The following is a 14,176-nucleotide window of genomic DNA, read 5'->3' on the forward strand; positions in this document are numbered from 1 at the left end:
TATACGTTTTTGCCCATGCAAAAACACCTCCGAATTTGTACTTTGTTCAAGTGTACCATTTCGAAGGTGTTTTATAGTGTCTCATTTTCTTAGGTTAGTCTATAGTAAAAGGGGGGTTTTTTTTATACAAATGCAGGAACAACCGTATTCTCACTGCCGACTATTTGGATTTTAGACTTTGCCATTTCAATGGCGGCTTCTTTTGCTTTTTGTAAGTATGCACGAGGATCTAGACTTTCTGGTGAATCGATGAAATGTTGACGAATGGCTTCTGAATACGCATTTTTTAATTCAGTAGAAACATTCACTTTCGCCATCCCAAGTTGAACACAATGACGTACATCTTCTTCTGGCACTGCTGATCCACCGTGGAGCACTAATGGAACATCGACGCTGGCAGCGATTTCTTCTATTCGTTTGAAATCAATGTCTGGTTTGCCTTTGTAAATACCATGTGCCGTACCAATAGCTGGAGCTAAAGTTGGAACTCCTGTTAACTCAACAAAACGTTTGCACTCTTCAGGAATTGCTTTCTGTGCATCTTCCTCTGCGACAACAATGTCATCTTCAACGCCGCCAACTTTACCGAGTTCTGCCTCAATATTGACATTCAATGTTTTTGCTAATGCGACAACTTCTTGGGTCCGGGCTACATTTTCCTCAAAAGGGTGCATGGATGCATCAATCATGACAGAAGTATATCCTGCTCTAATTGCTTCTTTTATCACACTGTAATCGGTACAGTGATCGAGGTGCAGGCCTGTTGGGACGTTAAAATGCTCAGCCGCAGCTCTTGCAACGCGAACAATATTATCTGCTTTTAGCGATTTGACCGTTCCAACAGTCGTCTGAAGGATCACGGGGGATTTTAACTCAGCCGCAGCTTCTAGCACCCAGAAGATGCTGTCAAAAGAGTGGACGTTAAAAGCAACGATTCCATGTTTATTTGCTTTTGCTTTTTGGAGCATTGGTGTTGTTGATTGTAATCCCATTAGTTGTCATCTCCCATAATAGCTAGATTGATTTTTTTTGAAAGCTCCAGTTCAGTTTGTGAATGAAGAAATCCATCTCTTTTTTCGTCATCCATTAAAGCACTTGATAAAGAAGCTAAGGCCTTCAGGTGAGTGGAGCCAGCTTCTTCTTTAGGAATAAGCAAGGAAATGAAGAAAAAAGCAGGTTGGTCATCAAATGAATTCCACTCAATCCCTTGTTCCGTTCGAACAACCACAATTCCTGGTTTTTTTATGGCGTCGGCTTGTGTATGGGGAATGGCAAAACCATCTTGAAACCCCGTTGAGCTTTGTAACTCCCGTTCGTTTAAACCTGTGATCACTCCTTCGACGCTTGAAGCAATACCATTTTGTAGTGCCAATTCAGCAATAACCGTAAAGACTTCTTCTTGTGTTTTTGCAGTTGAGTGCAAATAAATTTGGTTTTGCGTAATCATGTCCTTCACTCCTTTGAGAAATTAACCTTCTATCGGTTTTCCACCAGCGATTTTTTTCCGGTATAGTCCAAAAATGATGCCTGCAATAATTGAACCAGTTAAGATTGAAAACACCCACTTTAATGCACCTGTGACAACAGGCAATACAAGAAAGCCACCATGTGGTGCTGGAACCTGTACACCGAAGTAATACGTCATAATTGCCGCAATTGAAGAGCCCAACATAAGAATGGGTAAGACGACAATGGGGTTTTTAGCAGCAAATGGAATTGCCCCTTCGGTTATATGAGTAGAACCGAGAATAAAGTTAACCATTCCAGCGTTCCGTTCTTCTTTATTGAAATACTTACGGTAAAATAACACAGCGAAAGCAGTAATTAACGGTGGGGCAATACACGCAGCAGAAACACCTGCCATAAAATAAAGATTTCCTTGTGACAACAACAACGTTCCTGTTACGTAAGCAGCCTTGTTAACAGGTCCTCCCATATCAAACGCACACATTGCGCCAACGATTAATCCTAATAAAAGCGGGCTAGAGGTCTGGACGGAAGATAAAAACGTCATCATGCCTTCATTAATTGATGCTATTGGTGTCATAAGCGGGAACATGATCGCCCCTATTAAGAAAATGCCGAGGACGGGAAACAAGAAAATCATTTTTAAGCCGTCCAATGATTTTGGTAGCTTCTTTAAAAGAACTTGTAGAAGCACGATTAAGTAACCTGCTGCAAAACCTGCTATAATTCCGCCAAGAAAGCCAGCACCAGTTTCAACAGCTAGTAAACCTCCAATAAAACCAACGACCATTCCTGAGCGTTTTCCAATTGATTCGGCAATAAATGCTGCAAGTATTGGCACCATTAAGCTAAAACTAAGACCACCAAGATCATTTAAAAAGGCAGCAAACGCATTATATGTCTCGTGTTCTGGATCAGCAGAATAAATACCAAACAAGAAAGATAAAGCAATAAGCACTCCACCCCCTACGACAAAAGGAAGCATATGGGATACACCATTCATTAATGATTTGTAGATCGATCGTCCAATCGTGTTGCCAGTTTTAGAAGAACGATCTGCCGTCCCTTCTTGTTGAGAGGTGTTACCATTTTTTGATTTGTAAATGGGAGCTTCATTAGTAAGAACTTGCTGGATTAGTGCTTCCGCACCGCGAAGTGCTTTTGCTACTGGAACATCAACAACAGGTTTGCCATGAAAACGATCAGCGTTAACATCTTTATCTGCAGCGATAATGACTCCAGCAGCTTCCTTTATATCCGCCTCCGTTAAAGCGTTCTCAATTCCAGCTTGACCGTGCGTTTCTACTTTTATTTCAATGTCTTCTGGCATCTTTTCAGCTGCTTTTTTAAGCGCGGCTGCTGCCATAAAAGTATGAGCTATTCCGGTCGGACAACCAGTAACAGCAATAATTTTTACTCTACTCATTTAAACCCCTCCTAGTAATTTGTACTTGTTTAACAAGCTGAGGAATATCTGTTAAATCACTCAATCCCTTAGAGAAAGCTGTTGAAGCACCTGTAGCTGTCGCGTGTATTAACGCTTCCTCTAGCGATTTCCCTTGTTTATAAAGGCCAATAAAAGTACCAAGTAAAGCATCGCCAGAACATGCTGTATTTAGAACCGACCCTTGAGGAGATGTTAGAACAAAGCATGTATCTTCATTTAAGAAGATACTTCCCTTCTCTCCACGTGAGACTAAGACTTGTTTTGCTCCTTGCTTAATGAGTTCCTGCCCGTAATGAATAATTTCGTTTTCATCTAATTCGTGCTCTAGGTTAAAAAAGGCAGCGAGTTCTTCGTCATTCGGTTTAAGCAAATATGGCTTGTGTTTGAGAATTTGTTCGGGTGAAGCAATGCTTGTATCTAAAACAAAATCAATTTCTTTTTCTTCACAAATTTTAGCAATCTCTATAAAAATAGTGTCGCTTACATTAAGAGGAAGACTACCGGATACAATTAGCGTATCTCCCTTATTGATCTGTTTTATTTTACTTAACAAAAGCTGTTGTTTTTCATCTGTTATCGAAGGTCCCTGATTAACAACTTTGTATTCTTTATCTGCATTCATGAACACATTTATACGAGTAATGCCATCAACATGAACAAAATCGGTTTTAATATTTAAATCGTTTAAAGATTGCTGAATGAAATTTCCAGTGAAGCCTGCTACAAACCCCATTGCTACATTGTCAATACCGTGTTTCTTTAACATAATTGAAACGTTAACACCTTTGCCATTAGGTTGATAATCCTCATCGATTGTCCGATTAACTATTTCAGGTTGAAGCGTGTCAAGTTCAACGTAAAGATCGATAGCGGCATTCATCGTGCATGTGTAAATCATGTTTTCTCACCATCTTCTTGGAATCTAATTTCTTAATTAAAGTATGGCATGATTCATTATGTAAATGTTTTCAGTTTATGAAAACTCGAAAAAACCACACCTAAATCAGAATGAGGAGCGGTGTGGTTTTTGTGTGAAGGTATCGGATGTATCGCTGGTACGAATAACGTAAGCATCTAATAGAACACGTGCAATTACATTTAAAGAGAGTCTAGAACGAACTTCATAGTCGGGTATGGGAGAGCTTTCACTTTTATAGCCCAGCAAGGTCATATCAGATCGTTTATTAAGTGATGAGTTTACTTTAGTTGTTAGTGTAATCGTTGTGACCTGCAAGATACTTAAGTTCTGACATGCTTCGACAAGTTCTTCGGTTTCACCATTTAATGAAATAAAAATGACTAAATCTGAACGATGGTCCATTTTCCGTGATTTTATCCGAATGATATTTGGATCATCATGCATTTCGCAAGTCTTACCTAATACCTGTAGCTTAACAGTCATTTCGTGGGCAATCATTTGAGAGAAACCTCGGGCAAAGATATAAATTTTTTTGCATCGTGCATCTTTTGGACAGCGTCTTCAATCTGACCGATGCTTTGTAGTTGAATTGTTCTTCGCACTTCTTCTTCATTTTTCTGAAGTGCTTTTTTAATAGATTGATCAATACCACTTAAGTTACCCTCTGTATCAATCATTGTCTTGTCTTGTTCTAACCGATATTTAAAGGAGGTGTATCCTCTGTACCCAAGCTTTTTCATCAATCGAACGATAGTAGCGGTTGACACGGTTGCACGATCACTCAAGGTCACAATTGACATCGTCGCAATATCATCTAAATGATCATGTATATACGTTAATAAGTAACGTTCTGTTGAACTCAGTCGCTCAAAAACGTCTGGGGGGACATTAAACAAAGCTTTATCCATTTTGGCCTCATCCTCTTTTTGTAAAAAGTTGAACTATCAAATAGTTTAACACCAATGATGCTTTCGTAAACGACAATTCATTATTATCTAAGTAATATAGACTAATTGTACCTCGTTTATAAAATGGTGCATTTTAATCAATTTTTATTAATAATTTAAACACTATTTTAAAATGAGAGAGATTGTGCATCTCTTCAGTCTTCTTTCGATGATTGATATGAATACAGATTTTATTTAATTAATTTTAGAAAAACGTTAAACACAATTTAATTTAGGCCGATAATAGTTATGAACAAATTGAATAATTCTTGCTTTCATAGTTTCAGGAAGAAGAAAATTGATCAGGAGGATCATTTATGAATAGCAAAAAGTATGAACTAGCCACGAGAAAGACAAAAGGTCTTGCTCTAATGAGAAAAGAAGACCAAGGTATTTTAATTGGAGACGACATTCGTATTACAATTACTGAGGTAAACGGTGCTCAAGTTAAAGTATTAGTTGACGCACCTAAACAGGTTTCTGTTCAAAGATTGGAGCTTGTCTTAGAAGAATTTGAAAAAGAGTAAGTTCATTCCTCGTGAAAGCGGGTTTGAAAATAAATCTATCGTTCACAAGGATGTGGCGATAAGAAAAATACAAGGAAGTGTCGATTATGATTATTAATAACAATTTGAGCGCAATGAATGCTCATCGTCAGCTTGGAGTTAACCAAGGAATGGCGGCAAAAGCACAAGAAAAATTATCTTCAGGTCTTCGTATTAACAAGGCTGGAGACGATGCTGCTGGTCTTGCTATCTCTGAGAAAATGCGTGCGCAAGTTCGTGGTTTGGATCAAGCTAGCCGTAACTCACAAGATGGCATCTCTATGATTCAGACTGCAGAGGGAGCACTCTCTGAAACACATTCAATTCTTCAACGTATGCGTGAACTCGCTACACAAGCGGCTAATGGTACAAATACAGACCAGGATCGCCAAAATATTCAAGATGAAATAAATTCACTAACATCTGAAATTAACCGTATTGGTAATACAACGGAATTTAATGGTCAAAAACTTCTTAATGGTGCAAGTTCAATTGAAACGAACCAAACTGTAAACTCTATTGCAGGTCCTGCTACAGCAACGTCTGGTGTAGGATCAATTGACTTAGCTGATGTTACAATTGCAGAAGGTAATACCTTTATAATTAACGGTGAAACATTTACAGCTATAGCAGCTGATGAAACGGCTGAAGGAAACCAATTTAACGTTGGAGCTGATGCTGGAGCGTCTATAGATAACTTACGTACAGCTATTGGTGCTAATGATAACTTTAATTCTGGAGGAACGGGTACAACAATCACTGTTACTGAAGCAGCTGCATCAGGAGAGAACTTTACTTTTAGTTCAAATGTAAACGATATTGAACTTACTCAAGATACACCGTCTCAACTAGCAGCAACTGCTGGAGAGGCTACTTTAACTTTGTCTGATAATCTTAAAGCTGGTACAGTGATATCAGTAAATGGAACGGATTTTACAGCAGTAGCTCAAGGTGAAACAGCAGGAGCAAATCAATTTGTAATTGGTGAAGATGCAGGGGCTACGGCTGCTAACTTAGCTAACGCAATAGGTGGTATTGCTTCAGCAACTGACAACGTAATTACTTTAACCGAAGCAACTCCATCAGGAGAAAACTTTGATGTAAAAGTTACAAGTCAATTTAGTTCAACTTTCCAGATTGGTGCTAACCAAGGTCAATCACTTTCTTTGAATATAGCTGATATGCGCGCAGATGCTTTAAATTTGACAACTTCTTTAAGTAACGCTACACAAGCTCAAAAAGATAGCTTAGGAGTTACTAATGGGACTAATAGTGACGTTACTGAACTGGCATTAGATGTTTCAACTCATGAATCAGCTGCTCAAGCTATTACAACTATCCAAAGTGCAATTGATAAAGTCTCTAATGAGCGCTCTAACCTTGGTGCTAACCAAAATCGCTTAGAGCATACAATCTCTAACTTGAACAACTCTTCTGAGAACCTTCAAGCTGCTGAGTCTCGTATTCGCGACGTAGACATGGCTAAAGAAATCATGGAGTTCACGAAGCAAAACATCTTGTCTCAAGCTTCTCAGTCAATGCTTGCGCAAGCAAATCAAGCACCGCAACAAGTACTACAACTTCTAGGATAATTTCTAGTAAACCCTTCTTTAGAGAAGGGTTTTTTTATGTGATAAAGCGTAAAACATTTAACATAAAAACAACTAATCATTTAACTGAAAGCCGTTTAAATATTTCAACATAAGCTAACAGTCTACAATTATTAGGTTATTAAATTTAGACTAACCGAGCAATCTAATATTTTAGTATTTTTATTTTAGTAAATTCGAGTATACTTAGACCTTAGGCAGTAATAAGGCTTTACATTTACAATAGCTTCTTGACGCTCTCATCCTCACCAATGCATAATATAAATTTATACGTTAGGATATAAGACATAAATTAATATTTATGGAGGCATTTATGTCCGAGTTTCTATGGGGATTTATAATTGCTGCTATCCTTATTTTAATCATTTATGAATCAGTAGTTTTTTTTCAAAAAAATACGGAAAAGCTGGATGGAAACCGGATTGTTTAACACCATTAATTATTGGCATATTATTTGTTATTAGCATCGCCATGGGAGAATTATTTAACACGGCTGTATTTTTTCTTGTTATAGCCGTCTCTCTATATGTCTTTCCTATTCTTTCGCTAATTGTAATTACTAAAATAGTTATCCAAAAATTAAAAGGAAATATGTAAAAGAAGCCAACTCTGAATTAAGTTGGCTTCTTTTTTTTTAAACCTAATCTAAAATTAGCTGAAGGAAATACAGGTGCTAAATATTGAAGTCCCTTTTCGTCATAAGTGTAGATGGTATGAGTCATGCCAGAATACGGAATGATAAGGGCTTGAAAATATTCATGATTCAAATCAAATTGTTGATTTTCTATTGTCTCATTACATACTAGTTCCACAGACATAACATCAAAATCTATTTGATGCTGCATTAATTCGCGCGCCGGTTTCTGAAATTGCACATTATTCCCAAGCCATTCTGATTCAGCATGATAGAGTATTCCAACACTCGCCACATGCTTTCCTTCATTCAATAAGTGACTTATTCTATTTACATAACAATCTCCCTCTGGAATATCCCCAAAATAACAGGCCGTTTTTCTCCAAATGACTAACATTTTGTAGTGTAGTGGCATCGACACTATTATTTCCTGTTTTTTTAGCAACGATAATTCCTAGTATTTTATCATCAATAGCTTCTATTTTTTTCGTTAATGAATATCTGTTCCCCGGACTTCCCCATTTCACTAAAATTGAAGAATCTTCTAGAGGTCCAACAAAATCTAATTGATGAATTTTAAGATATTTTTTAAGATTTTCAGGATAATCTGAGGCAACTCTTCCATTGGCGTATCCTGTTGGGAATCGCACATCATCTAGCAACCATACCTAAAGGGGAATATTCTGCCTTTATGAATCGATTTTTTGCTGAGAATAATATTTTTATAGAGAAGGTAGAGGATGACGATGAACTTTTAAAAAATACACAGTTAATTTTATATCTTTCAGCTACTATATGAGTATTTCAGTTTCAACTCATGGCCAACATGAAAAGACGGAAGGAATTTAGTTAAGGGAGCTGTTAAAAATTCATATCTAGAGACCTCAGATTGGGGATGGCAAATTGATCCTAAGGGATTAAGAATAGCGTTAAGAGATTTTAATAATCGTTATGGGAAGCCATTATTTATTGTGGAGAATGGTTTAGGTGCATATGATAAGGTTGAACCAGATGGATCAATACATGATTCGTACAGAATAGATTACTTGAGTAAACACATTGAATAAATGAAAGAAGCTGTAAAAGACGGTGTCAACCTAAAGGGGTACACGGCATGGGGCTCTATAAATTTAATTAGCTTTTCTACATCAGAAATGAGTAAGCGTAGAGACTCTTTTAATTGGTACAAAAATGTAATTAAAACAAATGAAAAAGGAACTATAAAAGATGAAGAGAAGCCCTTTATTACTAAACTGATGAAGGGCTTCTTATTAATGTTTTGAAACCTAGGTTATGTTTGTAAGTTTACTTATTAAAATATAGTGGTTTATTGAAGTTTGAGTAAGATCTTCTGCTCCAAGTGCACCTCCTTAGAGACTGCATGACAAATCAAAGTCAAAATGATAAAAGGGGTGAAGCGTATGCACTTCCCCTGGGAGATAAAGTTTAAAGGTGAAACACATTTCATAACTATTTATGTGAACAAGTGCTGAGACAATAGAAGTCAGCAGAAGTAATAGTGCGCGTGTCGATCTAGACTGAAACAGAAGGACGAAACCGGAAAAGGATTAAGTGGACTTGGCGAACGTTGGACGTCTTTAAGCAGAAAAATCTCTATGGAACCACTTGCTTGAAGAAAGTGGTTGGAATGGTTGACATATTCAAAAATTCAACATTAAATGCTTTTTTTTCTCCTTTCTTAGATAACCTCTGTCCACTCATTACCAGTATAGAGAATCATAGCTATCCAACGACTTATAAACTGCCGGAGTTGAAAAAAGAAAGAAATTATTCGATTTACATTTGCGTGTATTGTCGTTGATGAAAGGAGTCGCGCAAACCATAATTGAAGTTCAGAAAACAAATTAAATCAGTACTAAATAAATATCTTTTACTATAGAAGGTATTTATGTGAAAATCTGAGGGGGAATAGGGAGAAATTAAATTAAAAGGTGATTGATCTTTCGAATGAAAAATCGGAAAAGTACTTTTTCAGCAGAAGTGTCAAAAAGAAACGAGCAAAAAGTGTAAAATTCAAAATGACGTCTACACCTCTTGAGCAAGAAGCTGTTCATTACTAGGTTCAGTATTACTGATTGATTCATACTGCAATGTTTGTAGTAAACGGGTGGGAGTTCAATAGTATAGTTTAAGTTACTAAGCCACTATAAAGTGCGTACTAGGCATTATAACCTTGGAATGGTAGCATTTGTTATATAAAAAGAAAAGGAGTGGAACGGTTATGACAAATTTTTTTGAAGCAATTGAAATTCGTCGTTCTTCGTATGCAATTTCAAAAGAGAAGGTCGTTTCAACGGAGCGCATTCAAGAAATTGTGGAGCATGCAGTTAAATATGTTCCGTCTGCATTTAACTCGCAAACTGCTCGCGTTCTTATATTACTAGATGATGAGCACGACAAATTTTGGAACAATACGACGAAAATTTTAAAAGGCGTTGTTGGTGACGGCGATTTCAAGGGAACACAAGAGAAGATGGACGGATTTAAAGCTGGTTACGGAACGGTCTTATTCTTTGAAGATCAAGAAATCATTCACGGTCTACAGGAAGCATTTGCTCTATATGCTGATAATTTTCCAATATGGTCTGAACAGTCTTCAGGCATGCACCAATTTGTCGTTTGGACAGCATTTGCCAATGAAGGACTAGGTGCATCATTACAGCACTATAATCCACTTGTAGATGAAATGGTTGCGAATGAGTGGGATGTTCCAAAAACATGGAAACTTCGAGCGCAAATGCCGTTTGGCAAGCCTCTACAAAGTGCAGGGGATAAAGAATTTAAACCATTGGATGAGCGTGTAAAAGTGTTTAAATAAAAGAGAGCGAAAAAATGATTTCGATAAATTGCTGACAAGGAAATTCACTAATATATAAGCTTTTTTCATTTAAAAGGACCGAAAATTTTACATGTCGGTCCTTTTTTCTATTGCTCAAAAAATGAAGTTGATTTATTGGCTTTCCAGCGTCTATATTAATGCTGTGAATTTAGTCTGCGTTACTTTTAGTTGAGGGTAAGTGATTTTTTTGATATAATTCTCTATATTTAATTCTTTTGGAGGTATAATAAATATGGCGGTTAGCTATAAACCTTTATGGCGTTTACTAATAGAAAAAGATATGAAAAAAAGAGACCTTAAGACAGAAGCTAATATTACTGGAAATATAGTTGCGAGGATGGGTAAAAATGGGTATATCGATATGAAATCTATTGAAAAAATTTGTTTAGCCCTTGATTGTTCGCCAAATGATATTTTTGAAATAAAAAAGAATAAATAAGAAATTATTCTTTATTACAGGCCCCCTAGCCAACATAAGAATAAATTAAAAATTGGAGTAGACAATGAGATACATAGGTAATAAAGAAACCATAACACCAGAGATTTATGATCTGCTTAAGGAAAAAAATCTTTTAAATAAAAACCTTACTTTTTTTGATGCTTTTTGCGGAACTGGTTCAGTTGCAGAAGCTTTAAAAGGGAATTTTAATATAATCATTAATGATTCTATGACATGGAGTGTAGTTTATTCAAGAGGTAGAATTTGTGCAAATGATTGCAATTTCGATAAACTGAGTTTTAATCCATTTGATTACTTTAATAATAACGAGGAAATTTTAGAGGGGTTTTTCTATTTGAATTATTCACCAGCTCAGTCAAATAGAATGTATTTCACTCCTTATAATGCTGGTCGAATAGATTTTTTTAGGTCAAAGATTGAGGAGTGGAAAAGTAAAGATTTCTTATCTGATAATGAATATTGTTTTTTGTTAGCTTGCTTAATTGAATCAATTTCTTTTGTTTCAAACACTGCAGGCGTTTATGGTGCATTTTTAAAACATTGGGATCCACGATCTACAAAACCAATTCAATTTGTAAAAATTAATTCAAATAACGTAGACTGCAATAACTTAGATGTCTACAATAAAAAGACAGAAGATATTATTTCGGATATTGATTGTGATATTTTATACTTAGATCCACCATATACGCAAAATCAGTACGGTACTCAGTATCACATTTTAGAAACTCTCATATTAGATGATAAACCTAAGATTAGCCTTGTTACTGGCTCTAGAAGTACAACACCTATGAGGTCTGACTGGTCAAAGAATTTTAAGAGCCATATACTTTTTGACAAAATTATTGCTACTACCAAAGCTAAGTATATAGTATTTAGTTACAGTATTGATGGTTTTTTATCTAAAGATTTTATTGAATCTACGTTAAAACGATACGGCAAAGTAGATTCATATTTATGCAAAAAAATTTCATATAAAAAATATAAAAACTTTAAGTCTAACGGAAAAAAAGACCATTTCGAATATTTATTCTTTGTTCAAAAAAAAAATGTTAATGAAGTTAATTATGAGTCACCTCTCAATTATATAGGTAGTAAATCAAAAATGATTAACTATATAAATAAACATTTACCAGATAACATCGATACTTTTATTGACGCATTTGGAGGTGGATTTAACGTTGGTATAAATAATGATGCAAATAAAATAATTTATAATGATGTTAATTACTTAGTTGAGGATCTTATAAGATCTTTTAAAGAAATAGACACTTATGATTACCTTTTATACATGAAAAGGACTATTAAAAAATTTGGACTTGAAGCTGCTAATTCAGAAGGATATTTAAAAGCTAGGGATTATTACAATTCGTTACCATATAGTAAGAGAAGCCCTAAACTTTTGTATACAATTATCTTATATGGTTTTCAACAACAAATTCGTTTTAATAGTAACTATAATTTTAACAATCCTGTTGGAATGAGATGGTTTAATGACAAAGTTTTAGAGAAAATGATTAGTTTTTCGAGAGTTATAAAAGAGAAGGATGTAAATTTTCACAGCTGTGATTATACGGAATTAATAAGTAATATAAATGAAAATTCCTTTGTTTATATGGACCCACCATATAGATTTACTACAGGAGCATATAATGATGGTAAACGAGGATTTAAAGGTTGGAATGAGGTATACGAAGAGCAAATGTTCGCATTTGCCGATAATCTAGAATCTAAAGGAATTAAGTTTATGATTTCCTACGTAATGGAACATAAAAATGAAATTAATCATCAATTAAAATCTTGGATTGATAATAGAGGGTACAGAATAATATCCATACCCAAAGTTCCAGGTAGAAAAAGAAAGGAGATTTTAATTGTAAATTACGAAAAGGAAACTTCTCTAGTTTCTTCTTCTGACATTATTGAGGGAAATTGCGTACATTCTTTTTAAACCATAGCTTACAACTTTAATTGTTTTCTTACAGGGGGTAAATTGTCACCGCTCGTTAAATTGCTTTAAATAATTTTTATAATCTATATTACGGGAGGCATATTTAACCATGAATGAAACCCCACCGCATTTCTCGATTAAGAATAATTATCAAAAATATCCTGGTAAATATTCTGATTTTCTAACCAATGATATTTTACGAGATATTTGTTTTAGAATTACGGGTAGAGAAGAATATACTGTGGATTTTATAGAGGAAACCAATGTAGGGAAGCTTGTCTTACTCGAATATAATAATGCGGTATTCTATGTATTAGTGCCAGATTTAGCTGTTAATGGTCGTAATTCCTATTTTCAGAGCTTCCCTACTTCTATAGTAAAATACTACAACGATCCTTGTATGGAAAGAAGCATTTATTTTTACTTCCTTCCTTTTAAAGGGAATAATACAACGAACTATTATAAGTTTTTGTATAGATTAATGGCTACGGCAGGCGTATCTTTTTTAAATACTAGCGAGTATTTACCTTTTGAGATTCACCCTTTTACTACCTTGGAAGACATTGTTGCAATACGTGAATCAAACCGCAATAGAAATAAATCGAACAACTCTACTTATATAACAAAGAGTTCTGATAACACAGTAGAAATATTTGGAAAGACATATGGGGCAAATAAAAAGGAAACAACATTATTATGTTTAGCCCTTTCAAATATTTTATCTGAAAGAGCCAAATTGTATATCATTTGCGAACAAAATCTAACTAACCTTCCAGCTCCAGATTTAGCTGTAATAGATTCATTAAATAAAATTGAAGTAGTTCAAACTACTACAACGATGGAGCGAAGAGAATTAGAATTAAATAATAGTTTACGTTCAGCGCGATTTATTTATAATCTTTTAGATAAATTAGGACCGAAAAAATGTGCTTTCTGTGATTGTGACATCCCACAGCTAATTCAAGGAGCCCATATATGGCCAGTGGCGAAGATTAAAAGACAGCATCAATTAACTTTAGATGAGAAACTGAAGTATTCTACGAATAGGGATAATGGATTATGGCTATGTGAAAATCACCATAAATTATTTGATGAGAATTTAATAATGCTTAATTCTAATGGAGAAATACAGTTCTCTAGCGAAATTAGCGGTAGTTCTTTGACCTATTTAACAGGCTCTACCCCAAAAACAAGTTTGGATCTTGAGTTTATAAATGAAAATGTAGAGCTTTACATCACGAAACGTTATAGTTAATAATATTTTAAAATAGTTTATTTCTTTTGGTTATATAGTTTATTAATAAAAGCAGATAGGAGATAATTTGTTGTAGTCTCC

General features: G+C 35.1%; 12 protein-coding genes and 2 pseudogenes. 7 read left to right on the forward strand and 7 right to left on the reverse strand.

Annotated features, from left to right (window positions below):
• Positions 1-122: 122 nt before the first annotated feature.
• The 5 genes and pseudogenes from JOC54_RS13800 to JOC54_RS23425 form a co-directional block, all read right to left on the reverse strand.
• Complete coding sequence (locus JOC54_RS13800; RefSeq protein ID WP_204466791.1) at positions 123-992, reverse strand: class II fructose-bisphosphate aldolase; 870 nt, start codon at positions 990-992, stop codon at positions 123-125.
• Positions 992-1,447, reverse strand: coding sequence for a PTS sugar transporter subunit IIA (locus JOC54_RS13805; RefSeq protein WP_204466792.1), 456 nt, complete (start codon positions 1,445-1,447; stop codon positions 992-994). Before JOC54_RS13805 ends, JOC54_RS13800 begins: the two co-directional genes overlap by 1 nt.
• Before the next feature lie 21 nt (positions 1,448-1,468).
• Positions 1,469-2,893, reverse strand: coding sequence for a PTS fructose transporter subunit IIC (locus JOC54_RS13810; RefSeq protein ID WP_204466793.1), 1,425 nt, complete (start codon positions 2,891-2,893; stop codon positions 1,469-1,471).
• Complete coding sequence (gene pfkB, locus JOC54_RS13815) at positions 2,886-3,812, reverse strand: 1-phosphofructokinase (RefSeq protein WP_204466794.1); 927 nt, start codon at positions 3,810-3,812, stop codon at positions 2,886-2,888. Before pfkB ends, JOC54_RS13810 begins: the two co-directional genes overlap by 8 nt.
• A gap of 105 nt (positions 3,813-3,917) precedes the next feature.
• Positions 3,918-4,741: pseudogene (locus JOC54_RS23425) on the reverse strand (MurR/RpiR family transcriptional regulator).
• A 356-nt stretch (positions 4,742-5,097) separates the two neighbouring features.
• Between JOC54_RS23425 and JOC54_RS13825 the strand changes: the two are divergent.
• Together JOC54_RS13825 and JOC54_RS13830 are read left to right on the forward strand one after the other, a co-directional pair.
• A complete protein-coding gene (locus tag JOC54_RS13825; RefSeq protein ID WP_204466795.1) occupies positions 5,098-5,307 on the forward strand; it encodes a carbon storage regulator in 210 nt (69 codons plus the stop codon).
• Positions 5,308-5,393: 86 nt separating this feature from the next.
• Complete coding sequence (locus JOC54_RS13830; RefSeq protein WP_204466796.1) at positions 5,394-6,917, forward strand: flagellin N-terminal helical domain-containing protein; 1,524 nt, start codon at positions 5,394-5,396, stop codon at positions 6,915-6,917.
• Between the two features lie 632 nt (positions 6,918-7,549).
• On the opposite strand, the gene JOC54_RS13835 is transcribed toward JOC54_RS13830, so the two are convergent.
• Both JOC54_RS13835 and JOC54_RS13840 read right to left on the reverse strand, forming a co-directional pair.
• Entirely contained in the window at positions 7,550-7,864 is a 315-nt protein-coding gene (locus JOC54_RS13835) for a hypothetical protein (RefSeq protein ID WP_204466797.1), read from the reverse strand.
• A 31-nt stretch (positions 7,865-7,895) separates the two neighbouring features.
• A complete protein-coding gene (locus JOC54_RS13840; protein WP_204466798.1) occupies positions 7,896-8,219 on the reverse strand; it encodes a hypothetical protein in 324 nt (107 codons plus the stop codon).
• A gap of 20 nt (positions 8,220-8,239) precedes the next feature.
• On the opposite strand from JOC54_RS13840, the pseudogene JOC54_RS13845 reads away from it, so the two are divergent.
• From JOC54_RS13845 to JOC54_RS13865, 5 genes and pseudogenes are all read left to right on the forward strand, one after another.
• Positions 8,240-8,852: pseudogene (locus JOC54_RS13845) on the forward strand (family 1 glycosylhydrolase); the annotation flags it as partial.
• Between the two features lie 959 nt (positions 8,853-9,811).
• The gene (locus JOC54_RS13850; protein ID WP_204466799.1) at positions 9,812-10,408 is read left to right on the forward strand and encodes a nitroreductase family protein; all 597 of its coding nucleotides are present in this window, start codon (positions 9,812-9,814) and stop codon (positions 10,406-10,408) included.
• A 253-nt stretch (positions 10,409-10,661) separates the two neighbouring features.
• Positions 10,662-10,868, forward strand: a complete 207-nt coding sequence (locus tag JOC54_RS13855; protein WP_204466800.1) for a helix-turn-helix domain-containing protein — start codon at positions 10,662-10,664, stop codon at positions 10,866-10,868.
• 64 nt (positions 10,869-10,932) lie between these two features.
• Positions 10,933-12,840, forward strand: a complete 1,908-nt coding sequence (locus tag JOC54_RS13860; RefSeq protein ID WP_204466801.1) for a DNA adenine methylase — start codon at positions 10,933-10,935, stop codon at positions 12,838-12,840.
• 109 nt (positions 12,841-12,949) lie between these two features.
• Positions 12,950-14,095 carry an HNH endonuclease gene (locus JOC54_RS13865; protein ID WP_204466802.1) on the forward strand — a complete coding sequence of 382 codons (1,146 nt, stop codon included), beginning with the start codon at positions 12,950-12,952 and terminating at the stop codon, positions 14,093-14,095.
• Positions 14,096-14,176: the final 81 nt, after the last annotated feature.

Origin of the sequence: Shouchella xiaoxiensis, assembly GCF_016907895.1 — a bacterium.
In the GTDB taxonomy this organism is placed as follows: domain Bacteria; phylum Bacillota; class Bacilli; order Bacillales; family Bacillaceae_D; genus Shouchella; species Shouchella xiaoxiensis.